The organism is Streptomyces spinosus (genome assembly GCF_020400655.1).
Taxonomy (GTDB): domain Bacteria; phylum Actinomycetota; class Actinomycetes; order Streptomycetales; family Streptomycetaceae; genus Streptomyces; species Streptomyces argyrophylli.
Genome location: NZ_JAINRC010000018.1, coordinates 130,895 through 152,942, shown reverse-complemented (window position 1 = coordinate 152,942; position 22,048 = coordinate 130,895). Strand labels below are relative to the sequence as shown.

Sequence of the window (22,048 nt, the reverse complement as noted above, 5' to 3'; positions counted from 1 at the left end):
CGGAATCGTGCGCCGCTCGCCGAGATTGGTCAATAGTCGAGCAGAAGTGAGCATGGATTTGATTGAAGATGAAGAGTAGTGTTCGCGCCGTGCTGGCAGAACGACGACACCAACTCATCCTGCGGGCCCTGCGCTCGGGTGGTCCCGCCGCGGTGACCGATCTCTCCGAGCAGCTGGGCGTGAGCCCCGCCACGATCCGGCGCGACCTGGTCAAGCTGGAGGACGACGGGCTGCTCACACGGGTGCACGGCGGCGCGGTCGTGGAGGAGGGCGACCAGCCCTTCGCCGAGGTCGCCGAGGTGCGCGTGGCCGAGAAGGACGCCATAGCGGAGCGCGCCGCGGCCATGGTCGCCGACGGCCAGTCCGTGCTGCTCGACATCGGCACCACCGCCTACCGGCTGGCCCGCCAACTGCACGGCCGCCGCCTCACGGTCATCACCAGCAACCTGGTGGTCTACGAGGAGCTCGCCGACGACGAGGGCATCGAACTGGTGCTGCTCGGCGGCATGGTCCGGCGCGAGTACCGGTCCCTGGTCGGCTTCCTCACCGAGGACAACCTGCGCCAGCTGCACGCCGACTGGCTGTTCCTCGGCACCAGCGGGGTCCGGCCGGGCGGACAGGTGATGGACACGACGGTCGTGGAAGTGCCGGTCAAGCGCGCCATGATCGCCGCGAGCGACAAGGTCGTGCTGCTCGCCGACGCGGCCAAGTTCCCCGGTACGGGCATGGCGAAGGTGTGCGGTCCCGAGCACCTGGACAAGGTGGTGACCAACGCCCCCATCGACCCGGCGACCCGGTCCTCCCTCGAGGAGGCCGGCGTCGAGGTGGTCATGACAGCAGCAGGAGAGGTACGGACGTGAAACTGACGATCCTGGGCGGCGGCGGATTCCGGGTGCCCCTGGTGTACGGGGCACTGCTGACGGACCGCGGCGAAGGGCGGGTGACCGAGGTCGTCCTGCACGACCTGGACGACGGCCGGCTGAAGGCGGTCGCCCGTGTGCTGGCCGAACAGGCCTCGACCGTGGCCGACGCCCCGGCCGTGACCATCAGCACCTCCCTGGACGAGGCCCTGCGCGGTGCCGACTTCGTCTTCTCCGCGATCCGCGTCGGCGGCCTGGAGGGCCGCGCCGACGACGAACGGGTCGCGCTGGCCGAGGGCGTCCTCGGCCAGGAGACGGTCGGCGCGGGCGGCATCGCCTACGGTCTGCGGACGGTCCCCGTCGCCGTCGACATCGCCCGGCGGGTGGCCCGCCTCGCCCCCGACGCCTGGGTCATCAACTTCACCAACCCCGCCGGCCTGGTCACCGAGGCCATGTCCCGCCACCTCGGCGACCGCGTCATCGGCATCTGCGACTCCCCGGTCGGCCTCGGCCGCCGCATCGCCCGGGTCCTCGGCGCCGACCTGCGGGAGGCCTGGATCGACTACGTCGGCCTCAACCACCTCGGCTGGGTACGCGGCCTGCGCGTCGCGGGCCGCGACGAACTCCCGCGCCTGCTCGCCGACCCCGCCCTGCTCGGCTCCTTCGAGGAGGGCAAGCTCTTCGGCTCCGACTGGCTGCGCTCCCTCGGCGCGATCCCCAACGAGTACCTGCACTACTACTACTTCAACCGTGAGGCCGTCCGCGCCTACCAGCAGGCCGAGAAGACCCGCGGCGCCTTCCTGCGCGACCAGCAGGCCCGCTTCTACCAGCAGGTCAGGGACCCGGACAGGAAGGCCCTCGACGTCTGGAACCGCACCCGCGCCGAGCGCGAGGCGACCTACATGGCCGAGAACCGCGAGACCGCGGGCGCCGGCGAACGCGACGCCGACGACCTCTCCGGCGGCTACGAGAAGGTCGCCCTCGCCCTGATGCGCGCCATCGCCCGCGACGAGCGCACCACCCTGATCCTCAACGTCCGCAACCGCGGCACCCTGTCGGTGCTCGACGGCGAGGCCGTCATCGAGGTGCCCTGCTTCGTCGACGCCAACGGTGCCCACCCGGTCGCCGTCGACCCGCTGCCCGGCCACGCCACCGGCCTGGTCTGCGCGGTGAAGGCCGTCGAGCGCGAGGTGCTCGCGGCCGCCGAGTCCGGCTCCCGCGCGACGGCCGTGAAGGCGTTCGCGCTGCACCCGCTGGTCGACTCGGTCAACGTCGCCCGCCGGCTCGTCGAGGGCTACACCGCGGTCCATCCCGGCCTGGCCTACCTCACCTAGGGCCTTCCGTTCGGATCACGCCGGGCTCGCGGGCCCTGGTGCCGCGCCCCGCCGCGTGGCCGTCGGTTGCCATGGCTCCGCCATGGCGCGCCCTCCTGGGCCGTGCGACGCACGGCACCGGACCCCGCCCCCTGATCCGGCCCGACCCCAACGAAAGCCCCTGGCCCCCAGCCGCTCGGCAAGCGCCCTCCAGTCCCCGTCCGGACCCCGCCGGCCTGTGACGCCTCACCTGGCCGGCCGATCAGCCCGCGCTTCCCGCCCTCTTCTGGAGACTCCCATGCACGACGAACGCCGCCGGATCGAGGAGCGCGCGGAGCGCCTCCACAACCAGCGCATCAAGCCCGCGGTCCACGCGGCCACCGTCCCCTTCGAGGTGGCGGCCTGGCAGGCCCCCGGGGAGCCGGTGCCCTTCGAGGAAGCCGCGGCCGCCCCGTACGAGCCGTTCGCCACGGGCACCCCGTGGGGCCCGCCCTGGGGCACCACCTGGTTCCGGCTGCACGGCCGGGTGCCCGCTGAGTTCGCGGGCCGCCGCGTCGAGGCCGTCATCGACCTCGGCTTCGTGGGCGACTGGCCCGGCAACCAGGCCGAGGCCCTGGTCCACCTCACCGACGGGACCCCGCTGAAGGCGGTCAACCCGCTCAACCAGTACGTGCCGATCGCCAACCCGGCGACCGGCGGCGAGGTCGTCGACTACCTGCTCGAAGCCGCCTCCAACCCCGACATCCTCGCGGGCGACTTCGCGGCCCCCACCCCGCTCGGCGACGTCCTGACGGCCGGCGACAAGCCGCTGTACACCTTCCGGCGCGCCGACATCGCCGTCCTCGACGAAGAGGTCTGGCACCTCGACCTGGACCTCCAGGTGCTCCGCGAGCTGATGCAGGAGCTGGGCGAGCACGACCCGCGCCGGCACGAGATCGCGCACGCCCTCGACCACGCGATGGACCTGCTCGACCTGGACGACGTCTCCGGCTCGGCACCCGCCGTCCGCGAGGCCCTGAAGCCGGTGCTGTCGAAACCGGCACACGCGAGCGCCCACCGCATCTCCGGCGTGGGCCACGCGCACATCGACTCGGCCTGGCTGTGGCCGATCCGCGAGACCAAGCGCAAGACCTCCCGGACCTTCTCCAACGTCACCTCGCTGGCGGACGAGTACGAGGAGTTCGTCTTCGCCTGCTCACAGGCCCAGCAGTACGAGTGGGTGCGCGACAACTACCCGCGCGTGTGGGCCCGCATCAAGGAGTCGGTCAAGAAGGGCCAGTGGGCGCCGGTCGGCGGCATGTGGGTGGAGGCCGACGGCAACCTGCCCGGCGGCGAGGCCGTCGCCCGCCAGTTCGTCCACGGCAAACGGTTCTTCATCGAGCACTTCGGCATCGAGACCAAGGGCGTCTGGCTGCCCGACTCCTTCGGCTACAACGCGGCCTACCCGCAGCTCGCCAAGCTGGCCGGCAACGAGTGGTTCCTCACCCAGAAGATCTCCTGGAACCAGACCAACAAGTTCCCCCACCACACCTTCTGGTGGGAGGGCATCGACGGCACCCGCATCTTCACCCACTTCCCGCCGGTCGACACCTACAACGCCTGCTTCAGCGGCGAGGAGATGTCCCGCGCCGTCCGCAACTACGCCGAGAAGGGTGCCGCGACCCGGTCGCTGGCCCCGTTCGGCTGGGGCGACGGCGGGGGCGGCCCCACCCGCGAGATCATGGAGCGCGCCCGGCGCCTGCGGAACCTGGAGGGCTCCCCGCGCCTGGAGATCGAGCACCCGGACGCCTTCTTCGCCAAGGCCCGCGCCGAGTACGAGGACGCGCCGGTCTGGGTCGGCGAACTGTACCTGGAGCTGCACCGCGCCACCTACACCTCCCAGGCCCGCACCAAGCAGGGCAACCGGCGCAGCGAACACAAGCTGCGCGAGGCCGAGTTGTGGGCCACGACGGCCGCCCTGCACGCGCCCGGCTACCGGTACCCGCACGACAGGCTCGACCGGCTCTGGAAGACCGTCCTGCTCCACCAGTTCCACGACATCCTGCCGGGCTCCTCGATCGCCTGGGTGCACCGCGAGGCCGAGGCCGAATACGCGCGCGTCGCCGGGGAACTGGAGGAGCTGACCGCCGAGGCGATCGCCGCGCTGGGCACCGGTACCGCCCGGGTCTTCAACACCAGCCCCTACGCCCGCGCCGAGGTCGTCCGCGACAGCGCCGGTGCCCCGGTGTACGTGGAGGTCCCGGCGAACGGCAGCGCGCCCCTGGCGGGCGGGGCCGAGGCTCCGCCGCCGGTGACGGTCGACGGCCGGGTCATCGACAACGGCCTGGTGCGCGTGCGGATCGCGGACGACGGCACCCTGTCCTCCGTGTACGACCTGCGGGCCAATCGCGAGGTCCTCGCCGGCCAGGGCAACCTCCTGCGCCTGCACACCGACCTGCCGAACTACTGGGACGCCTGGGACGTCGACCAGCACTACAGGAACCGCTACACGGACCTGCTGGACCCCTCGGAGATCACGGTCGTCGAGCAGGACCCGCTCCTCGGCGCGATCCGGGTCAGCCGCTCCTTCGGCAACGGCTCGAAGATCACGCAGACGATCACGCTGCGGGCCGGCAGCCCCCGGATCGACTTCGAGACGGACATCGACTGGCACGAGGCCGAGAAGTTCCTCAAGGCCGGCTTCCCGGTGGACGTCCGCGCCCCGCACTCCTCCGCCGAGATCCAGTTCGGCCACGTCCAGCGGCCCACCCACACCAACACCAGCTGGGAGGCGGCCCGTTTCGAGGTCTCCGGCCACCGCTGGCTGCACATCGGGGAGCCCGGCTACGGCGTCGCCGTCATCAACGACTCCACGTACGGCCACGACGTCTCGCGCACGGTCCGTGAGGACGGCGGTACGACCACCACCGTCCGCCTCTCCCTGGTCCGCGCCCCGCGCATCCCGGACCCCGGGGCCGACCAGGGCCGGCACCGCCTGACCTACTCCCTCCTGCCCGGCGCGAGCATCGCGGACGCGGTCGCCGAGGGCTACGCCCTCAACCTGCCCCTGCGGGTCGCCGAGGCCGCGGGCGAGCCGCGGCCCGTCGTCTCGGTGGACGGCGAGTCGGTGACCGTCGAGGCGGTCAAGCTCGCCGACGACTCCTCCGGCGATGTCGTGGTCCGCCTCTACGAGTCCCGCGGCGGCCGGGCCCGGGGCCTCCTGCGCACCGGCTTCCCCCTCGCCGCCGCCCAGGTCACCGACCTGCTCGAGCGCCCCCTCCAGGACGCGGTCACCGACGGCGACACCGTGCCCGTCGAGCTGCGCCCCTTCCAGATCCTCACCCTCCGCCTGCGCAGGAGCTGACCGATGGCGATGCAACCCTGGTTCACCGACGCCAAGCTGGGGATCTTCGTGCACTGGGGCATCTACGCCGTCGACGGGGTCCAGGAGTCCTGGTCCTTCTACGACGACGTCGTGCCGCACGACCGGTACATGTCCCAGCTGGAGCGCTTCACCGGCGCCCACTACGACCCCCGGGCATGGGCGGACCTGTTCGCCCGCGCGGGCGCCGGGTACGCCGTCCTGACCAGCCGTCACCACGACGGCGTCGCCCTGTGGGACACGGCGTACGGCGACCTCGGCCTCGGCAGGGACTACGTCGGCCCCTACGCCGACGCCCTGCGTGAAAGGGGCCTGAAGGTGGGCCTGTACTACTCGCACTCCGACTGGAACCACCCCGACTACGCCAGCACCCGCAAGCCGGGCCGCCCGCCGGAGCTGGAGGACAACCGCTACTCGGAAGCGGCCCCGGGGGACGAGGACCCGGACGCCTGGGAGCGGTTCATCGCCTACCGCAACGGCCAGGTACGGGAGCTGGCCTCCCGCTACCGGCCGGACCTGATGTGGTTCGACGGCGAATGGGAGCGCAGCGAGGAGCAGTGGCGCATCCCCGAACTGGCCGCGCTCGTCCGTTCCTACGTCCCGCACGTCGTGTTCAACGCACGCATGCTCGGCGAGGGCGACTACGCCACCCCCGAACAAGGCGCCCCCGTCGTACCCCCGGACGGCCCCTGGGAACTGTGCCTGACGATCAACGACTCGTGGGGCTACCAGCACCACGACCACAACCACAAGTCGCTCGCCCAGCTGATCCGCTACTTCACCGAGACCATCGGCGGCGGCGGCAACCTGCTGCTCGACGTCGGCCCCATGGAGGACGGCACCATCCCGCGTCCGCAGGCCGAGCGCCTGGAAGGGCTGGGGGAGTGGATCCGCAGACACGCGGAGGCGGTGTACGGCACCGTGCGCGGCCTGCCGGCCGGGCACCACTACGGTCCCAGCACCCTCTCTCCCGACCGGCGCACCCTCTACCTCACCGTGTTCGACGCCCCGCGCGCCGAGATCGGCGTCCGGGGCCTGGCCACCAAGGTCGACAGGGTCACCGTCCTCGGCACCGGGACCGAACTGGGCCACCGGGTGACCGGCGGACTCCACGAGGCGGTCGGGGTGCTGTGGATCGACCCGCCGGCCGCGTCCGACCTCGACCCGCACGCCACCGTCCTCGCCGTCGAACTGGACGGCGAACTGGAGCTGTACCGGGGGGCGGGCCGGTTCTGACCGCGGTGCTCCTTCCCGGACGCCGCCGCACGGGACCCTTCACCGTTCGACCGGTCGCGACAGGGCGCGCTTGACCTGCCGGGTCCGCTCGTCGGTGAGGACCTCGGCCCGGTCGTGCGCCAGAGCGTCCATGGTCTGCTCGGCGACATCCTCCACGCCGATCTTCGCCGCGTCCGTGAAGGAGCTGAGATCCGTCTCCACGAAACCGGCGTGGACCCCGATCACGAGGGTCCCCTGCTCGCGCAGGCCCTCCCGCAGCGCGCCCGTCAAGGACCACTGGGCCGCTTTGGAGGCCGCGTACCCGGGATAGTCCGGCCGGGACGCCCACGAGGCCGTCGACAGCATGTTGATCAGTGCGCCGCCGCCGTTGCGGGCCAGGACCGGGGCGAAGGCACGGGAGACGGCCCAGGTACCGAAGTAGTTGATCTCCATCGCCTCGCGCGCGCCGTCGAAGGAGCCCGTCAGCAGCTTGGTGTCGAAGCCCCCGACGCCCGCGTTGTTGATCACGATGGTGACGTCGTCGGCGGCCTCGGCCGCCGCGGCGACCTCCTCCGGCACGGTGACGTCCAGACGGAGCGCGATCAGGTCTTCGTCGCTCACGCTCGCCGGATCGCGGACACCGGCGTAGACCTTCGCCGCTCCCCGTGCGATCAGCGCGCGGGCGAACGCGTGGCCGATGCCGCGGTTCGCCCCGGTCACCAGGGCGACCGAACCTTCGATCTCCATCGCACTTCCTTCCCGCTGCCGCCCGCCGATCACAGCCGGCCCCGGGCGGGGGACCCGCTTCTCTCTCCCAGCGTGCATCGAACGCCGTACCGCCGCACGTGAGACGGCACTCGGCCCCGCGGGCCCGGTGTCACCGTCACCAACCGGCCACATTGCCGCCGAGCCACGCCGGGACGCCTTGCAGAGGCGAGGACCCCGCCCGGCCGTCCGGCCCGACGACCTGGCCGGACCGTACGCACCGGACGGAGGCCACTGAAAAGGTTGAAGCCCCGTCCACCGGGTCGCACAACCCTCCGGCCGTTGTGCACCGGCGACGGCCGCTCGGGCTGGAAGCGACGCCCTGACCGAAAGCGGGCGGCTTCGGTTTACGCCTCGCCCGCCCTCCTGAAAGCTTCACGACTTGAACGGGACGAGCGCTCATCGGGCGCATCCCTCTCCACAGGTGCACAACAAGGCGAGGAGTCAGACAGTGCGATCCTGGACGAAACGGATCACGACGTCCGCGGCAGGCTTCACCGTATTGACCTTTCCGCTCGGCCCGGCCGCACCCGCCCTCGCGCAGGGCGAGGCACCCGCGCCCCCCGCCCCGGCTTGCGTGGCGATGTACGAGAGCTGGCGCTACACCACCGCCGCCAACAACTGTGACGACACCGTCAGCGTCTCGGTGGCCTACCAGGACGGGGCGGCCGGCCCCTGCGCCACGCTCCCCCCGGGCGCCGTCACCACGGTCGGGGAGGGCTACCTGGGCCGACACGGCCATCCGGACCACCTGGCGACGTGCCGGCCGTACTGAAGTGGTGCGCAGACCCGGGGAAAGAGACAGTGTGCCGCGCTTCAGCAGGCTGCCGTCGCCGGGTGCGCGCTGCGGCCGGTGTGGTGACGGCGCGTCCGGTGGAAGGGGACCAGGGCCAGGGAGCGGACGGCGACGGCTCCGATGACACCGGTGGCGACGGCGACCACGGCCCAGCCCAGCGGGGTGCTCCACGGCGCCCCGGTGAGGGACAGCAGCCGGATCCCGTAGGTCGCACTCGCCGCGGTGGTGAAGGTGAGGGCCCAGAAACCGAGGCCGAAGGGGAGCCGCAGGTACTGCCTCACCAGGGCGAGGTGGGGCAGGAGCAGGGCGGCCATCGTGCCGAGCAGGATCTCGTGGACCGTTCCGGGCCGGCCCCCGGTGATCACCCACCAGGCGTTGCCCGCGACGGCGGGCGGCGCCGAGAAGATCGCCAGGGTGGGCAGCAGCGGCCGCGGGAGTTCGGGACCGGTCACGAAGCGGGTCAGCAGCAGGCTCCCGATCAGCAGCCAGAACAGGATGCCCGCGGCGAACAGCACCTTCGCCGCACCGGGGTGACCGATCGTCGCGACCGATTGGGCCGAGATCAGGGACGCCGCGACCGTGGGCAGCAGATGGCCGCCGTGCAGCGTCGCCGGATCGCGCGGCACGGTCAGCAGCCTGGCGACGAACCACGCGCCGAAGCCGGCGCCGAGGGTCAGCATGACCCACACCAGCCCCCTCCCCACCAGCGGGAACGACATGGCGAGCCGGGCCGACAGCAGCGAGGCGGCGGCGGGCACGAGGGCGGCGAACGGGCCGAGAACGGGATGGCGCAGATCGTCGGCGACCTCGTGCGGTCCGAGCCCGGCCGCGGCGTAGCGCACCACGGTCACCAGCCACGCGGTCGCGGCCACCAGCCAGAGGACGGTCCCGATCATCCGCGGCGCCCCGAGGCCGGCTGCGGCGGTCCAGGTCCCCGCCAGCCCGGACAGGCCGAAGGAGATGCCGAAGGCGTTGAGCGGAAGCCTGGCCCGGGCGCGTCGCGCGGCGCCGGCGGACCGGCCCGGACGGAGGGTGGATACGGACATCGGGACTCCAGTGATTCGGGCGGTTGACGTCCTGTTTCCGAGGACGCTCCGATCTTGCGCCCCATCACCTCATGAGTCCAAGGAATGATTCTCATCGTTTCCATAGGTGCAACGCATGAGATCTCGAGGGCGACCGCCGCCATGCGTGAAATCTATGGAATCGAGCACATCGAATCATTTGAATCATCGGGCGTCCCGTACCAGGGTGATGCGGAAAGCAACCCGAGGTGACCTTCTTCGCGAAGGCCCCAGCACAGTTGGGAGCCAGTCCCCATGCGTACCCCCGATCCCGCTTCGACGACGGGCCCGGACCGGCGTACCGTGCTCGCCGTGCCCCTCGCCCTGGGCGCGGCCCTGGCGGTCGGCGCCGGGCAGGCGGAGGCCGCCCCGCGGCCGGGCGGCGCCGCCCCGCAAGCGCGCCCGCACGCGCCGCGGTTGGAGACGGTGGCCACGTTCGACGGTGCGATGCCGACCGGTGTCACGGTCTCACGCGGCGGCCGCGTCTTCGTGAACTTCCCCCGGTGGGGGGACGACGTGCCCTTCACCGTGGCGGAGATCCGGCACGGCAAGCCCGTCGCCTACCCGGACCGGGAGACCAACACCCCTGACACGGCCGCCCCGGAGCGCCACTTCCTGGGGGTGCAGAGCGTCGTCGTGGACGCCGCCGACCGGCTGTGGGTGGTCGACACCGGCCGAGTGGAGTGGGCCGACGCGCCGTACGGCGGGCCCAAGCTGGTGGCCGTCGACCTGGCCACCGACAAGGTGGTGCGCACGATCGTCCTGCCCGCCTCGGTCGCCGGTCCGCGCAGCTTCGTCAACGACGTGCGCTTCGATCTGGTCCACGGCTTCGCCTACCTCACCGATGCCACACCGGACGGCCCCAACGGGCTGATCGTCGTGAACCTGGCCACGGGCGAGTCGTGGCGGCACCTGGACGACGCCCCGTCGACGCTGCCGGAACCGGGTTTCGTGCCGACGGTCGACGGCCGGCCGATGCTCAGCCGTCCGGACCGCACGTCCGCGGGGACGCCCATCGGCATCGGCGTGGACGGTATCGCGCTGAGCCCCGACGGCGAGTGGCTGTACTACTGCCCGCTGTCCAGCCGGCGGCTGTACGCGGTCCGCACCCGCGACCTCACCCGTCCCCGGAAGACCGCCATCGCGGTGCACGACCTGGGTGTGAAGGGGATGTCCGACGGCCTGGAGACCGACCGCGCGGGACGCGTGTACGCGGGTGACATCGAGCGCAAGGCGATCGTCCGCCGCGACACCGACGGCACCTACCACACGCTGGTGCGGGACGAGCGGCTCAGCTGGCCCGACACGTTCTCCATCGGCTACGACCACAAGCTCTACGTCATCGCCAATCAGCTCAACCGCCAGGCCGCCTACAACGGCGGCACCGACCTGCGGCGCAAGCCGTACGTGCTCTACCGCCTGCCCATCGGCAGCGGACCGGCACGCCGCTGACCCGGACCGGCCCGGGCCACCCCCTCCCGCAACCCGTCGACCGAAAGGCAGATTCCCGCATGTCCCGCAAGCTCACTCGCGCCGCGGTGGCGGCCGCCGTCGCCGCCTCCGTCGCGGCCGGCACCGCGCTGGCCGCAGGGCCGTCCGTCGCCGAGGACCGGCAGCCGGCCGGCTCCCACGCCTGGCCCTGGAAGCTGGTCGACGGCTCACCCGGCCTGGTGAGGCCGACGGCACTGACGGTGGACCGCTCGATCGGCGAGCACCGGGCGGCGCTGGAGGTACGTCTCGCGCAGCAGCTGTACACCTTCTGGAACACGGGCGAGAAGAAGTACCTCGACGCGTCGGTCAGCCCGGACTTCGTGGACAACACCCTGCCGCCCGGCCGGCCGCAGGGCCCCGAAGGCCCCCTGTCCGCCTCCCGGAACTTCCGCGCCGCCGTGCCCGATCTGACGTGCGAACTGGCCGACCTGCTGATCACCGGTGACAAGATCACCGCTCGGCTCGTCTTCAGGGGCCACTTCACCGGCACCTTCGACGGAGTCCGGGGCAAGGGCCAGGAGGTGGACTTCAACGCCATCGACATCCAGCACGTCGGCGAGCGGCGGATCGTCGAGGACTGGCACATCGAGGACAACCAGACCCTGCTGTCCCAGCTCGGCGCCGACTGACCGACGGTCCGACGGAAGCCGCGCCGGACGCGTCCCTGCCCGTCCCTTCGGCCGGAACGCCGGGACGTCACATGATCGCCGCGGCGCGCTGACCCACGTCCCTGTCCTCGTCCCGCTCGTCATGGTTGACGCACTTGGCCAGGCACCGGGTGCGGGAGAGCGCGAAGACGCCGTAAGCAAGGAGCGCCAGACCGGCGAGGGCCGGTACGAGCCACAACCCCTGCCGGGGCGACTCCGCGTACAACGTCACCCCCAGAGCGAAGCTGACCGCGGCGTCGCCCAGCGTCAGGGCCGGCTGGGAGGCGATCAGTGGGCCGCCTTGCATGGCGTATCCGAGCAACACGATGGAGAGCGATCCCGCGACGGCGAAGCCGTACGTCTGCCAGGCGAGGAGGAAACCGGCCGCTCCGTCCCGGGACAGGACGTCCATGGCGGACTTCACCAGGGCCGCCGTGAGCGCGTTGCCGATGGCCGCAGCGGCTGCCAGACAGGCGGCCCTGGCCAGACCGGGTGGCCGGCGCAGACCGATGACGGCCAGTGCCGCCTCCACCGCGCCGACGACGGCGATCGTCGGTGGCCACCACAGGCCGGGCACCTGGTCGCGTCCCCCCGTGGGGGCGGCCGAGAACAGGAAGACCGCCAGCCCCGCGAAGATGCACAGCACGCTCCACCACGCCTTGCCGGACACCTGCACCCGGAAGACGAAGCTGCCGAACAGCAGGGCCATCGGCAGCTCCAGGATGAAGACGGGCTGTACCGTCGCCAGTGATCCGGCGTTCAGGGCCAAGGCCTGGAAGAGGGCCGAGAGCGTCACTCCGAGGATGCCGCCGAGCCACGCCGGTCTGTGCAGCAGACCGGCGAGGAGCCGGAGGGGTGACCGCGAGGCGGGGACACTGCCGGCGGCACGCCGCTGCAGGACGGTTCCCCATGCGTTGCTGCCCGCGGCAAGCACGGCAAAGACGATCGCCAGCATCATGTCCGATGGCACCGCTTCCGGTTGTCGTGCGCATGCGGTGAGGACGAAGCGTCACCGTACGGCCGACCAGCGAGGTGTTCTGGGCGGTCTCCTGCTCCCCCGCGAGGAAACACCCCCGACAGTCTAGTCCCGGCCGTCACGCTCGGCCCGCTCGCCGCTGCCGCCGCAGGCCCGGTCCGGCGGAGCGGGTGCGTCACCCTTCGAACGGCGCCAAGCTGCCCGCGGGCCCCGACACGTCATCCGAGCGTGGCCAGCAGCGTGCCGAGGCGGGCGATGCCCTCACGCAGTTCGTCCGCCGCCGCCGCGCAGGAGAGCCGGACATGGGTGTCCGCCGTGCGGATGCCGAAGTCCCTGCCGGGGGTGAGGGCGACGTGTGCCTCGCGCAGGGCCCGTTCGCAGAACTCCCAGGAGGTGAGCCCGGTGCCGCTGACGTCGAAGTACACGTAGAACGCGCCGTCGGGGCGCACGGGCACCGGCAGGCCGATGCCTTCCAGACCCTCGATGGCGAGGGCGCGGCGCCGGACGAACTCCTCGCGGCGCTCCTCGCAGACCGCGAGCGACTCGTGGGTGAAACAGGCCAGCGCGGCCTGCTGGGCGGGCGCCGACGCGCACAGGAAGTAGTTCTGGGCGAGGCGCTCCATCACGGGTACGTACGTCTCGGGGACGACGCACCAGCCGAGCCGCCAGCCGGTCATGCCGAAGTACTTCGAGAAACTGTTGACGACCACGGCGTCGGGGTCGGACGCCAGCACGCTCGCCGGCGGGCGACCGTGCTCGTCGTGGTCGCCGAGGTCGAGGTAGATCTCGTCGACCAGGCGCCACGCACCGCGCTCGCGGGCCATGGCGCAGATCGCCGCCAGCTCGGCGGGCGGCACGGACGTACCGGTCGGGTTGGACGGTGTGGCGACCATGACCCCGCGGGTCCGGTCCGTCCAGTGCGACCGCACGGACGCGGCGTCCAACTGGAAGCGGCCGGCGGCGGTGGTGGGCACGAGGACGGCGCGGGCGCCGAAGCTCTCCATGATCTGGCGGTTGCAGGGGTACGAGGGGTCCGCGATGAGGACCTCGTCCCCGGGGTCGACGAGGGCGGCGGCGGCGAGGACCAGGGCGGCGGAGGCACCGGCGGTCACCACGATCCGGCGGGGATCGACCGGCACGCCGTGCACGTCCCGATAGAAGCGGGCGATGGCCTGCCGCAACGCGGGCAGACCCAGGGCGGGCGTGTACGGCAGGGGCCTTCCGTCCATGGCCTCCCGCATGGCCTCCAGGACGGCCGGGGGCGCACCGAAATCGGGTTCGCCCAGGCTGAGCTTGACGACGTGGTGCCCTTGGGCTTCCAGCGCGGCGGCATGCTTGCCGAACTCCATGGCGTAGAAGGGCGCGACGGCTCGCGCGCGGCGCGAGATGCGCGGGGTGTCCATACGTCTGCCTCCGGCGTGAGAGCGGCCCCCGCGTCCCCGACGGGCGGGACGGCGGGGAGCCCCTGAGTGGTGGTGCCCGCGGCGGTGGGGACAGCGCCTGCCTCACCCCGGACCGGCCCGATGGCGGTCGTCCAGCATATGCGCGGCCACACTGGTGACGGGCGGAGCCCTCGCTCGGCCGCCGGCGACCAAGGCCCCGAGCACCTCGTTGGACGCCTCGGTCGGGCTGGGGTGGATGCAGAGGGTGCCGCCTGGCTCGCCCCCTGTGACACTGCCCCGCCCGCCGGCACCGGCCAGCGGAAGGAGCCCGCACCCCAGCGGTGGGACGCCGCAACTGCCGTACGCGAGTTCGCCCGCAACAAGGCCCGGATCGAGGACGGGCAGACATTCCGGGCCCGCCAGCCCACCGGATGGAAGCTGGGCGGATCCCCCTCCACCACAGGCGAGACCAAACGGTGGGCACGGGCTTCAGGGGAGTTCCCCTCGCCTCTGGTGCACAGGCCGCCGAGACGGACGGAAGCGGAACTTCCCAGGGGAGCGCCAGGTGATCGAGTGGGAGAATGTGATGACCTGTGCCCCTCGACCCGTTGCCCGATGAAGTCCGTGATCGACGGCGACGCCGGCCGGATCCTCGGCGCCGCTCTGCTGGGCGGCGACCCGCAGGAGTTGATCGACGCGGTGACCCGGGCCGGCCGTGCTGCGCCCGTCGACCGGCGGGCGCACCGCATCCAGCGTCCGTCGGTGCTGCCACGGTCGCCGGCCCCCCGTCGTCACGCGGGCCGGACGTACGACGTCATCGCGGACCAGAAGGCAGCGCCGCGCGCACACCTACTCGGCCCCGACCCCCGGCCGCCGCCCCGAGCGCGACGACCGGGAGCCTGAGGCCTGCCCCTGGGAGGTGGTCGACCGCACGCCCGGCGCCTTGTGGGCGCCCCGTACGGGCAAGGAGGCCCGGCGACCTCACGGCCGAGCCGGTGCGCCACCATCCACCCCCTGATCGGCTCGCCTCGTCGTGCCGTCGGACGTCCAGCCTCTCCCGACACGGATCCCCACGGCGTTGCCGGTGATCCGGCGTCACGCCAGGGCGAGGTCCGGGCGGAGCAGGGCGGGCCGGAGCTGGACGGTGACGCTGGACGTGAACGCCTCGTGGCCGTCCTGCCTGCCGGTGACGTCGACGGTGTCGGGGCTGCCTTCGGCGGTACCGCGGCGTGTCGTGGTGATGAGGCAGGGCTTGTCGAGTTCGACGTAGCGCAGGAACGTGGTGTCGAAGCGGACGGGCACGGCACGCAGCGGATGCACGGTGGCGATGGCGGCCTGGCCGCACGCCTCGAGCAGTACCATGCCGGGCACGTGGTCGTGCGGATGGTCGAACAGCACCGGGTGGGCCGTGTCGACCCGCAGCAGCCAGGAACGCGGAACCCGGGTGGCGGTGAGGACGACGTCGTCGGCTCGGCGGCTTCCCGTCAGGATGGGTGCCGGTGCGGACAGCGGGAGCGCGCGCGAGGTGGCCGTACAAGGGTCGGCGTAGGGGCCGCGCAGTCGGTCGTAGATCGCCGGGGGGTGCGCGCTGTAGGTCACGTGGGCTGATCCGAGGTGGTGACCGTCGCGGGTCGCCTCGACGGACGCGGTGAGGCGGACGGATCCCCGTTTGCGTGGTGTGACGTGGGAATGAGTGACCGTCAGGCGTATGTCCGGGTCGCCCTCCTCGGTGTACAACCTGCTCGCCGACACCGCTAAGTTGAAGGTCTGCCAGCCCATGCGGCTGGACAGGGGGACTCCGAAGGCCGTCCTGGAGATGAGCGCCAGGGCCTGCCTGATGCTCTCGGTGAGGATGTGAGGGGCGTAGCCGCTCAGGTCGGAGGTGTAGTACCGGTGGGTTCGGGGCCATTGGGCGGTGACGACGTGCGTGTCGTCGGTCTTCGCGGCCAGTGCCCGGACGAGCACCTCGCTCACGTCTGTCTTGCCGACGTAACGGTGCAGGTCAGGCGGTAGGGAAGCCATGCTGCTGTGAGACATGTGATCCTTTCCGGAACATCATCGTTCGAGCCGCGTCTCCGCCGGGAAACATTCGAAGATAAAAATAGATACGGTTATGTTTCTTGTCGAGAGGGTGACTGGAGACGTGGGACAGATGACGGGTAGAAGGTCGGCGCCGCAGCAGGCGAGGGCGCAGCGGACGCGCGCCGAACTCCTGCGGGCAGCGGCCGAGGTCTTCGCCGAGCAGGGCTTCTTCGCGACGACCCTGACGAAGATCACGGATCGTGCCGGAGTGACGCTGGGCGCGATGTACTTCCATTTCAGGAACAAGGAGGAACTCGCGCGGGAAATCGTCCAGCTACAACCGGAACGGCTACGACCGGTTCTTGAGGATCTGGAGTCGGAGGGACTCCAGTTCTCCGTCGACGTCACGCTCAGCTGGGCTCACCAGATGGTGGACGACGTCTTTCTGCTGGCGGGCGCGCGCCTGGTGATGGACCAGGAGTTCTTCATGAACGGCGAACAGAATTCGCACCAGCAGTGGACGGGGGTGCTGGTGGACAGCCTCCGGGAGGCCCAACGCCGGCGTGAGGTGCGGGCGGCCGCGGAAGTCGAGGCGCTGGCGCGTTTGATCGTCAACGCCTGCACGGGCGCGCAGATGCACGCGCATCTGGAGACGGAACGCCAGGACCTGCCCCTGCGCGTGCGCGACATGTGGCGGTGCCTGCTTCCCGCCATCGCCACACCGTCCGCCGCGGGCAAGGTCGCGATGGGCGAGGAGCGTTACCTGTCCCGTTAGCCGCCGTGGCGCGCGATCCGGGAGCGAGCCCGGAGGCAGTGGTCGCTTCGAACGTCTGGAACCCGGCCAACTCAACCACCGATTGGCGCAGTTCGAAGCGGACGGCGGTGGTCTCGTGCCACTGTGTGCGCAGTGGATGTCGCTGTCGGTTCTTCCACGCTCACTTCACGGGGGGTCGCGTGCTCGCGGGAAAGACGATCATGATTTCGGGTGCTTCCAGCGGTATCGGGGCGGCGGCTGCTCGCCTCTTCGCGCGCAAGGGAGCCCAGCTCGTGCTGATGGCGCGCCGGGCGGAGTCGCTGCGGAAGCTCGCCGGGGAACTCGCCGCCGAGGGGGCCCGGGCCCGTGCCGTCGCCGGGGACGTGACGTCGGTGGAGGACGTCAGGCGCGCCGTCGACGAGGCCGTCCGCCACTTCGGCCGTCTCGACGCCGCGTTCAACAACGCCGGTTGGGGCACGGCGGGCCCTACCCTGCACGAGGTTCCCGACGCCATGTACGACCAGATCATGGACGTCAACGTCCGTGGGGTCTTCAACTGTCTGCGCGAGCAGATACCGGTCATGCTCCGGCAGGGGGAGGGCGGGGCGATCGTCAACACCTCCTCGACGGCGGGACAGCTGGCCACCGGCGCGGTGGCGCCCTACGTCGCGGCCAAGCACGCGGTGATCGGTCTGACGAAGGCGGCGGCGGCGGACTACGGGGGCCAGGGGATCCGCGTCAACGCGCTGGTCGTCGGGAGCACCAGGACACCGCTGATGGAGGCCGCGATGCGCGTCATGCCGTCGGAGGAGACCGCCTACACGCGGGCGATCCAGCGGCGACTCGCCCTCCCGGAGGAGGTGGCCGAGGCCGCCGCGTGGCTGTGCAGCGATCAGGCCTCGTTCGTGACGGGCGCCGCGATGGCCGTGGACGGCGGGGTCGGCGCGGTCTGACCCGACCGGTCGCCCTCGGTGACGCGCGCCCTCCGACGCGGTACCGCCGGCGCCTGGGCTGCGCGTTCCCGCACGCGAAGCGGAGGCCTCCGCTCAGGCCGGTACGCCGCGCAGCGCCCGGCTCGGACGCAGGGGGGTGCCTGCCAGCCGGCGGTAGGCGTGAGCTGCCGACATCAGCGTCATGAAGTGGTGCCAGCCCGGGTAGGAGCGGCCCTCGAAGTCCAGCAGCCCGAAGTCCTCCTCCAGTTCACGGACGCATTCGGCCGTGGGGACGAGGTGCTCGGTGAGGAGGCGCAGATCGCTCAGGCGGTGGCGGACCATGTTGGTCAGCCAGATCCGCTCGGGCTGACGCGGGTCGGTGAACAGACGCAGGACGCCCTGCCGCCACGCGCCCCCTGTGGGGACGGGCAGGCGGGCCAGGCAGGTCAGTCCGCGTCCCGCGCGCTGTCCGTGCCGCAGCGCGCCGCGGGCGTGGAGAACGGCACTGGCGGAAGGGGACAGCATCAGCGTGCGCCGGCCGTCCGAGGAGGGCAGCTGTGCCAGTGCCGTGGCGGACGCGTCGACGGCCATGACGGGCAGGGCGGGCGGCACGGCGATCACGAACTCGTTGCGCTGGCGCAGCAGCGCGCACGCCAGGTCGGCCGTCGGCCTGGTGCCGCTCATGTCGGCCACGAGCGGGGCCGGTGTCAGACCGTGGCACCGCCTGAGCCTGTCCGCCATCTCCAGGGCGTCGGCCCACGGGGGTAATGACCGGGCGTCGCCGGGAATCCGCGCACGCCGGCGCAGGTGAGGGTGCGTCCAGCGTTCGGGGAGGTGCAGACGCCAGTCCACGGGTACCGCCGCCGTGCCGTCCGACATGAAGAGCCCGACCGACATCTGGCCGTTGACGTGCTGGCCGAGATGGGGCACGAAGCGCCGGTGCACACCGCAGGAGTGATCGCCCCGCTTCGCGGCGACCGTCGTGGAGACGGTCCACGCACGAGGGGACAGGCGTGCGTCGCTCCAGCGCGCCAGCTCGCCCCTCACCGGCTCCCACTCCCACGGGCTGGAGTTGACGAACTGCTGAAGCGACTGGAACGCCGTCGGGGACGCCGTGGAGGCCGCGGCCAGGCGCCGCACGGTCTTCTTGCCCGGGACCGTCAGGAGACCCTGGAGGTAGGCGTGGCCCCAGCGCCTCTGGTCCGCGCGCTGCAGGTGGGCGAACACGGTGTCCGTGAAGGCGGACAGGTGGTCGACGGAGCCGTACCGGCCGACCGGGGGCGGGTAGAGCAAGGACATGACACAACCCCTTCTCTCGGGACCCGCATAGAATAATTGAGTCAACTATGTTTCTGGCGAGTCGGGAATCGGACATTGCGCTGCGGGGCGAACCGCGAGAGTGGAAGGCCACGGCGGCGCGCGCGAGCCGAAACAGGCCATCTCAGCCGTGCGTGTGGGGAAGTTGGACTTGTGGCAACGGCCAGGTGACCGCGAGGCTTGGTGTTCCGTTGCAAGATCGTTCACGGGGATGCGGGATGCCAGCCGCTGACCGCGTCGCCGTAGTGGTGAGTCCGGTCGGCAGCCCTCGCGCAGCCCTGGGGGAGGCCCGCGCACGCGACCGTGGCCGCCAGACAACCAGATAGCCTCCCGGAGCACAGATGCAGGAAAGAGCAGCGCGTACACGGCGGGCGTTGGTGCAGGCGGCCGCGTCGGAGTTCGACCGCTACGGTTACGCTGGCACGTCCCTGGTGCAAGTGTGCAAGACGGCCGGCATCACTACCGGTGCTCTCACCTTCCACTTCCGCAGCAAGAGCGAACTGGCCGACGCCGTCCAGGCGGAAGGGTGCACGGCCATCCGGGGAGTCGTCGAGCACTTCGCCAGGGGGCACGGCCCCGCCCTGGAGCGACTGGTCGAGCTCACCCTCTCGCTGGCCCGGCTCCTGGAGGACGACACGGCTGTACGGTCCGCGGCGCGCCTGACCCGGGAGCGGCCCGCCAACGACCTGGGCTGGGCGTCCTGCTGGCTGCCGGCCGTGGGGGAACTGGCGTACCGCGCCCAGCGCACGGGTCAGCTGCGCGCCGGCACCCAGCCGGCGGCGGTGGCCCGCCTTGCGGCCTACCTCCTGGCCGGAACCGAGATGCGCGTACGGGCCTCGCTACAGGCCGCCCGCGAACCGGACGCGGTGAAGCAGCTGGAACAGATGTGGAGCATGGCGCTGGGGGGCATCATGCCGTGAGGCGTGAGGCGTGAGGCGTGACTCGCCCACGCTGCGGACGCCGAACGCTTCCCGGCACGGACGGTGTCGTCCGCCGGCGCCCAGCTCCCGGCGCCCGGCACACGGCACACGCCCCACGGCACACGCCCCACGGCGCACGCCCCACAGCCCGCGCACCACGGCCCACGGCACGTGCCGGGGCCGGCGCCCGAGGACCGCGCCGGTGCCGGGCCCAACCGCGTCCACCGTCCGGCACCCGCGCCCGCGGCGCCCGCACCCGAACCCGCCGCCGCAGCAGCGCCCGCCCCACTTGAGCAAGTCGCCGTTGGCGGCCGCGTGTTCCACGGGGCAGGCTGGCCCACGTCACAGCCGGCACGATGACGCGTCCGACGGGCAGCGCAGAAAACTCCCGTATTCGGCGCGTCGGTAAATGTTCAGGCATCGATGACGTCGGAGGACGGTCCCGCTGACCCAAACTGGACGACGAATGTCACATACACCTCTCGTGCGGGCCCGTAGAGATAGCAAGGATTAACCCGTCACCACCCGGCAGAACTCGGCTGAGATTCCGGTCAGCCATGTCAGGCATGCCCTCATAACGGCGTACAGGAGGATTGGATGGCGGAAACCGAGCGCTTCGACGTGGTCGTCGTCGGCGGTGGTATAGCCGGATCCGCTCTGGCAGCAGCCCTGGCCGGCGACGGATACGAGGTGATGCTCCTCGAGCGGCAGACCTCCTACCGCGACAAAGTACGAGGCGAAGTCATCAACTGCTGGGGCGTGCAGGAACTCATCGACCTGGGCCTCGAAGAATGCATTCTGAAAGCCGGTGGAACCTACGTCGACCGGTTCATCGGTTTCGACGAGATCGTCGATCCCGAAACCGCGAAGTCCAAGGCACTGCACCTCGACCGGATGTTGCCCGGAATTCGAGGAGTTCTCGATGTGGGGCACCCGGCCGCCTGTGAAGCGCTGTCCACCGCCGCCGAGGAGGCGGGTGCCACCGTCGTACGCGGAATCGGCGACGTCCTGGTGAGCGGGGGAGACGACCCCACGGTCCGCTACGAGCTCAACGACATGGAACACCAGGTGTCGTGCCGGCTCATCGCGGGCGCGGACGGCAGGATGTCCACGGTGCGCCGACAGCTGGGCATCGGGCTGACACAGACACCGCCCAACTCGCTGGGCGGCGGGATGCTGGTGGAGGACCTGCACGACTGGCCGGTCAACGTCACCTCCATCGGCACCGAGAACGACCTGCTCTACTTCGTCTTCCCGCGGGAGGGGGGCCGCGCCCGCCTCTACCTCCTGCACGACGTCGGCCAGAAGGGCCGCTTCGCCGGCCCGAACCGTCATGCCGACTTCCTCCAGGCCTTCCAGCTCGACTGCATCCCCGGCAGCGAGATGTTCGCGGCGGCGACCCCCACCGCCGTGTGCGCGTTCTACCCGATGAACGACGCATGGGCCGACACCCCCGCCGTGCCCGGGGCCGTGCTGCTCGGGGACGCCGCGGGCTGGTCCGACCCGGTGATCGGACAGGGGCTGTCCATCGCCCTGCGCGACGCGCGCATGGTCCGCGACTGCCTGCGCGTCGCCGGCACCTGGGACGCGAAGATTTTCGAGTCCTACGCCGAGGAACGCAAGGAGCGCATGCGCCGCCTGGAGATCTCCGGCTCGGTACGCACCACGATGAACATGACCTTCACGGCGCAGGGCAGGGCCCGTCGCTCGGCCTACGCCGAGGTGTGGCCCACCGACCCCGTCCTGGCGGGCTCCCGGCTGGCCACCTTCCAGGGGCCCTTCCACGTGCCCGCCGAATCGTTCGCACCCGACACCATCGAGCGCCTGTTCGCCCTGGGGTGAGGCAAGCACCCCGCGCGGCAGACGCCGGACGAGAGGAACCGCATGCACGTCAAGACCAGCGCCGGCGACGAGCTGATCCGCAAGAACGGCTGTGACATCCGCCAGCTCTACCCCTGGGAGGGCGTCGTCACCCCGCCGTGGAACAGCACGCTGTGCTCCATCCGGCCCGAGGAGTCCAGCACCCCGCACGGCCACGCCACCGACGAGACGTTCATCTTCGTCAGCGGCCAGGGGCGCGCCCGGGTGGGGGACGAGGAGCGACAGGTCGTACCCGGGGACGTGATCTACATCCCGCACGGAACCAACCACATCGTCACGAACACGAGTTCGAGCGAGCCGCTGACGTTCGTGTCCATCTACTGGCTCCAGCCCACCGACTAAGGGGGATCCT

19 protein-coding genes are annotated in these 22,048 nt (G+C 71.4%); 13 read left to right on the top strand and 6 right to left on the bottom strand.

Features of this window, described 5'->3' with window-relative positions:
* The first annotated feature begins 89 nt into the window (after window positions 1-89).
* The 4 genes from LG395_RS31305 to LG395_RS31290 all read left to right on the top strand — a co-directional run bounded on the left by LG395_RS31305 (window position 90) and on the right by LG395_RS31290 (window position 6,770).
* The gene (locus LG395_RS31305) at window positions 90-860 is read left to right on the top strand and encodes a DeoR/GlpR family DNA-binding transcription regulator (RefSeq protein ID WP_225812087.1); all 771 of its coding nucleotides are present in this window, start codon (window positions 90-92) and stop codon (window positions 858-860) included.
* Window positions 857-2,194, top strand: a complete 1,338-nt coding sequence (locus LG395_RS31300; protein WP_225812032.1) for a 6-phospho-beta-glucosidase — start codon at window positions 857-859, stop codon at window positions 2,192-2,194. The genes LG395_RS31305 and LG395_RS31300 overlap by 4 nt, the downstream gene beginning before the upstream one ends.
* 277 nt (window positions 2,195-2,471) lie before the next feature.
* Complete coding sequence (locus LG395_RS31295) at window positions 2,472-5,516, top strand: alpha-mannosidase (protein ID WP_225812031.1); 3,045 nt, start codon at window positions 2,472-2,474, stop codon at window positions 5,514-5,516.
* 3 nt (window positions 5,517-5,519) lie between these two features.
* Window positions 5,520-6,770, top strand: coding sequence for an alpha-L-fucosidase (locus LG395_RS31290; protein ID WP_225812030.1), 1,251 nt, complete (start codon window positions 5,520-5,522; stop codon window positions 6,768-6,770).
* 39 nt (window positions 6,771-6,809) lie between these two features.
* On the opposite strand, the gene LG395_RS31285 is transcribed toward LG395_RS31290, so the two are convergent.
* Window positions 6,810-7,496: an SDR family oxidoreductase gene (locus tag LG395_RS31285; protein WP_225812029.1), complete on the bottom strand. Its 687-nt coding sequence runs from the start codon at window positions 7,494-7,496 to the stop codon at window positions 6,810-6,812.
* 469 nt (window positions 7,497-7,965) lie between these two features.
* Between LG395_RS31285 and LG395_RS31280 the strand changes: the two genes are divergently transcribed.
* Window positions 7,966-8,289 (top strand): alpha-amylase inhibitor, encoded by a 324-nt coding sequence (locus LG395_RS31280; RefSeq protein ID WP_225812028.1) that lies wholly within the window; start codon window positions 7,966-7,968, stop codon window positions 8,287-8,289.
* A 41-nt stretch (window positions 8,290-8,330) separates the two neighbouring features.
* Here the strand turns inward: LG395_RS31280 and LG395_RS31275 are convergent, their stop codons facing one another.
* Window positions 8,331-9,356, bottom strand: a complete 1,026-nt coding sequence (locus LG395_RS31275) for an SLAC1 family transporter (RefSeq protein ID WP_225812027.1) — start codon at window positions 9,354-9,356, stop codon at window positions 8,331-8,333.
* A 273-nt stretch (window positions 9,357-9,629) separates the two neighbouring features.
* Between LG395_RS31275 and LG395_RS31270 the strand changes: the two genes are divergently transcribed.
* Together LG395_RS31270 and LG395_RS31265 are read left to right on the top strand one after the other, a co-directional pair.
* Window positions 9,630-10,826, top strand: coding sequence for an L-dopachrome tautomerase-related protein (locus LG395_RS31270; RefSeq protein ID WP_225812026.1), 1,197 nt, complete (start codon window positions 9,630-9,632; stop codon window positions 10,824-10,826).
* A gap of 59 nt (window positions 10,827-10,885) precedes the next feature.
* Entirely contained in the window at window positions 10,886-11,494 is a 609-nt protein-coding gene (locus LG395_RS31265; protein ID WP_225812025.1) for an ester cyclase, read from the top strand.
* Window positions 11,495-11,561: 67 nt separating this feature from the next.
* On the opposite strand, the gene LG395_RS31260 is transcribed toward LG395_RS31265, so the two are convergent.
* Both LG395_RS31260 and LG395_RS31255 read right to left on the bottom strand, forming a co-directional pair.
* Window positions 11,562-12,470, bottom strand: a complete 909-nt coding sequence (locus LG395_RS31260) for a DMT family transporter (RefSeq protein ID WP_225812086.1) — start codon at window positions 12,468-12,470, stop codon at window positions 11,562-11,564.
* A gap of 236 nt (window positions 12,471-12,706) precedes the next feature.
* Window positions 12,707-13,891: a pyridoxal phosphate-dependent aminotransferase gene (locus LG395_RS31255; protein ID WP_225812024.1), complete on the bottom strand. Its 1,185-nt coding sequence runs from the start codon at window positions 13,889-13,891 to the stop codon at window positions 12,707-12,709.
* A gap of 594 nt (window positions 13,892-14,485) precedes the next feature.
* Between LG395_RS31255 and LG395_RS31250 the strand changes: the two genes are divergently transcribed.
* Entirely contained in the window at window positions 14,486-14,773 is a 288-nt protein-coding gene (locus LG395_RS31250; RefSeq protein ID WP_225812023.1) for a hypothetical protein, read from the top strand.
* Window positions 14,774-14,965: 192 nt separating this feature from the next.
* Here the strand turns inward: LG395_RS31250 and LG395_RS31245 are convergent, their stop codons facing one another.
* Window positions 14,966-15,907 (bottom strand): ScbA/BarX family gamma-butyrolactone biosynthesis protein, encoded by a 942-nt coding sequence (locus LG395_RS31245; RefSeq protein WP_225812022.1) that lies wholly within the window; start codon window positions 15,905-15,907, stop codon window positions 14,966-14,968.
* Window positions 15,908-16,022: 115 nt separating this feature from the next.
* Here LG395_RS31245 and LG395_RS31240 point away from each other — a divergent pair, with 115 nt between their 5' ends.
* Window positions 16,023-16,667: a ScbR family autoregulator-binding transcription factor gene (locus tag LG395_RS31240; protein WP_225812085.1), complete on the top strand. Its 645-nt coding sequence runs from the start codon at window positions 16,023-16,025 to the stop codon at window positions 16,665-16,667.
* A gap of 179 nt (window positions 16,668-16,846) precedes the next feature.
* A complete protein-coding gene (locus LG395_RS31235; RefSeq protein WP_225812021.1) occupies window positions 16,847-17,599 on the top strand; it encodes an SDR family NAD(P)-dependent oxidoreductase in 753 nt (250 codons plus the stop codon).
* A 93-nt stretch (window positions 17,600-17,692) separates the two neighbouring features.
* On the opposite strand, the gene LG395_RS31230 is transcribed toward LG395_RS31235, so the two are convergent.
* The gene (locus tag LG395_RS31230; RefSeq protein ID WP_225812020.1) at window positions 17,693-18,877 is read right to left on the bottom strand and encodes an IS701 family transposase; all 1,185 of its coding nucleotides are present in this window, start codon (window positions 18,875-18,877) and stop codon (window positions 17,693-17,695) included.
* A gap of 359 nt (window positions 18,878-19,236) precedes the next feature.
* Here LG395_RS31230 and LG395_RS31225 point away from each other — a divergent pair, with 359 nt between their 5' ends.
* The 3 genes from LG395_RS31225 to LG395_RS31215 all read left to right on the top strand — a co-directional run bounded on the left by LG395_RS31225 (window position 19,237) and on the right by LG395_RS31215 (window position 22,038).
* The gene (locus tag LG395_RS31225) at window positions 19,237-19,815 is read left to right on the top strand and encodes a ScbR family autoregulator-binding transcription factor (RefSeq protein WP_225812019.1); all 579 of its coding nucleotides are present in this window, start codon (window positions 19,237-19,239) and stop codon (window positions 19,813-19,815) included.
* A gap of 597 nt (window positions 19,816-20,412) precedes the next feature.
* Window positions 20,413-21,657 carry an FAD-dependent oxidoreductase gene (locus LG395_RS31220; RefSeq protein WP_225812018.1) on the top strand — a complete coding sequence of 415 codons (1,245 nt, stop codon included), beginning with the start codon at window positions 20,413-20,415 and terminating at the stop codon, window positions 21,655-21,657.
* A gap of 42 nt (window positions 21,658-21,699) precedes the next feature.
* Entirely contained in the window at window positions 21,700-22,038 is a 339-nt protein-coding gene (locus tag LG395_RS31215) for a cupin domain-containing protein (RefSeq protein ID WP_225812017.1), read from the top strand.
* Window positions 22,039-22,048: the final 10 nt, after the last annotated feature.

Excerpts from the sequence above, each read along its gene's own strand:
- LG395_RS31295 (WP_225812031.1), top strand. The coding sequence starts at position 2,472 with ATGCACGACGAACGCCGCCGGATCGAGGAGCGCGCGGAGCGCCTCCAC.
- LG395_RS31290 (WP_225812030.1), top strand. The coding sequence starts at position 5,520 with ATGGCGATGCAACCCTGGTTCACCGACGCCAAGCTGGGGATCTTCGTG.
- LG395_RS31285 (WP_225812029.1), bottom strand. The coding sequence starts at position 7,496 with ATGGAGATCGAAGGTTCGGTCGCCCTGGTGACCGGGGCGAACCGCGGC.
- LG395_RS31275 (WP_225812027.1), bottom strand. The coding sequence starts at position 9,356 with ATGTCCGTATCCACCCTCCGTCCGGGCCGGTCCGCCGGCGCCGCGCGA.
- LG395_RS31270 (WP_225812026.1), top strand. The coding sequence starts at position 9,630 with ATGCGTACCCCCGATCCCGCTTCGACGACGGGCCCGGACCGGCGTACC.
- LG395_RS31265 (WP_225812025.1), top strand. The coding sequence starts at position 10,886 with ATGTCCCGCAAGCTCACTCGCGCCGCGGTGGCGGCCGCCGTCGCCGCC.
- LG395_RS31260 (WP_225812086.1), bottom strand. The coding sequence starts at position 12,470 with ATGATGCTGGCGATCGTCTTTGCCGTGCTTGCCGCGGGCAGCAACGCA.
- LG395_RS31255 (WP_225812024.1), bottom strand. The coding sequence starts at position 13,891 with ATGGACACCCCGCGCATCTCGCGCCGCGCGCGAGCCGTCGCGCCCTTC.
- LG395_RS31250 (WP_225812023.1), top strand. The coding sequence starts at position 14,486 with ATGAAGTCCGTGATCGACGGCGACGCCGGCCGGATCCTCGGCGCCGCT.
- LG395_RS31245 (WP_225812022.1), bottom strand. The coding sequence starts at position 15,907 with ATGTCTCACAGCAGCATGGCTTCCCTACCGCCTGACCTGCACCGTTAC.
- LG395_RS31240 (WP_225812085.1), top strand. The coding sequence starts at position 16,023 with ATGACGGGTAGAAGGTCGGCGCCGCAGCAGGCGAGGGCGCAGCGGACG.
- LG395_RS31230 (WP_225812020.1), bottom strand. The coding sequence starts at position 18,877 with ATGTCCTTGCTCTACCCGCCCCCGGTCGGCCGGTACGGCTCCGTCGAC.
- LG395_RS31225 (WP_225812019.1), top strand. The coding sequence starts at position 19,237 with ATGCAGGAAAGAGCAGCGCGTACACGGCGGGCGTTGGTGCAGGCGGCC.
- LG395_RS31220 (WP_225812018.1), top strand. The coding sequence starts at position 20,413 with ATGGCGGAAACCGAGCGCTTCGACGTGGTCGTCGTCGGCGGTGGTATA.
- LG395_RS31215 (WP_225812017.1), top strand. The coding sequence starts at position 21,700 with ATGCACGTCAAGACCAGCGCCGGCGACGAGCTGATCCGCAAGAACGGC.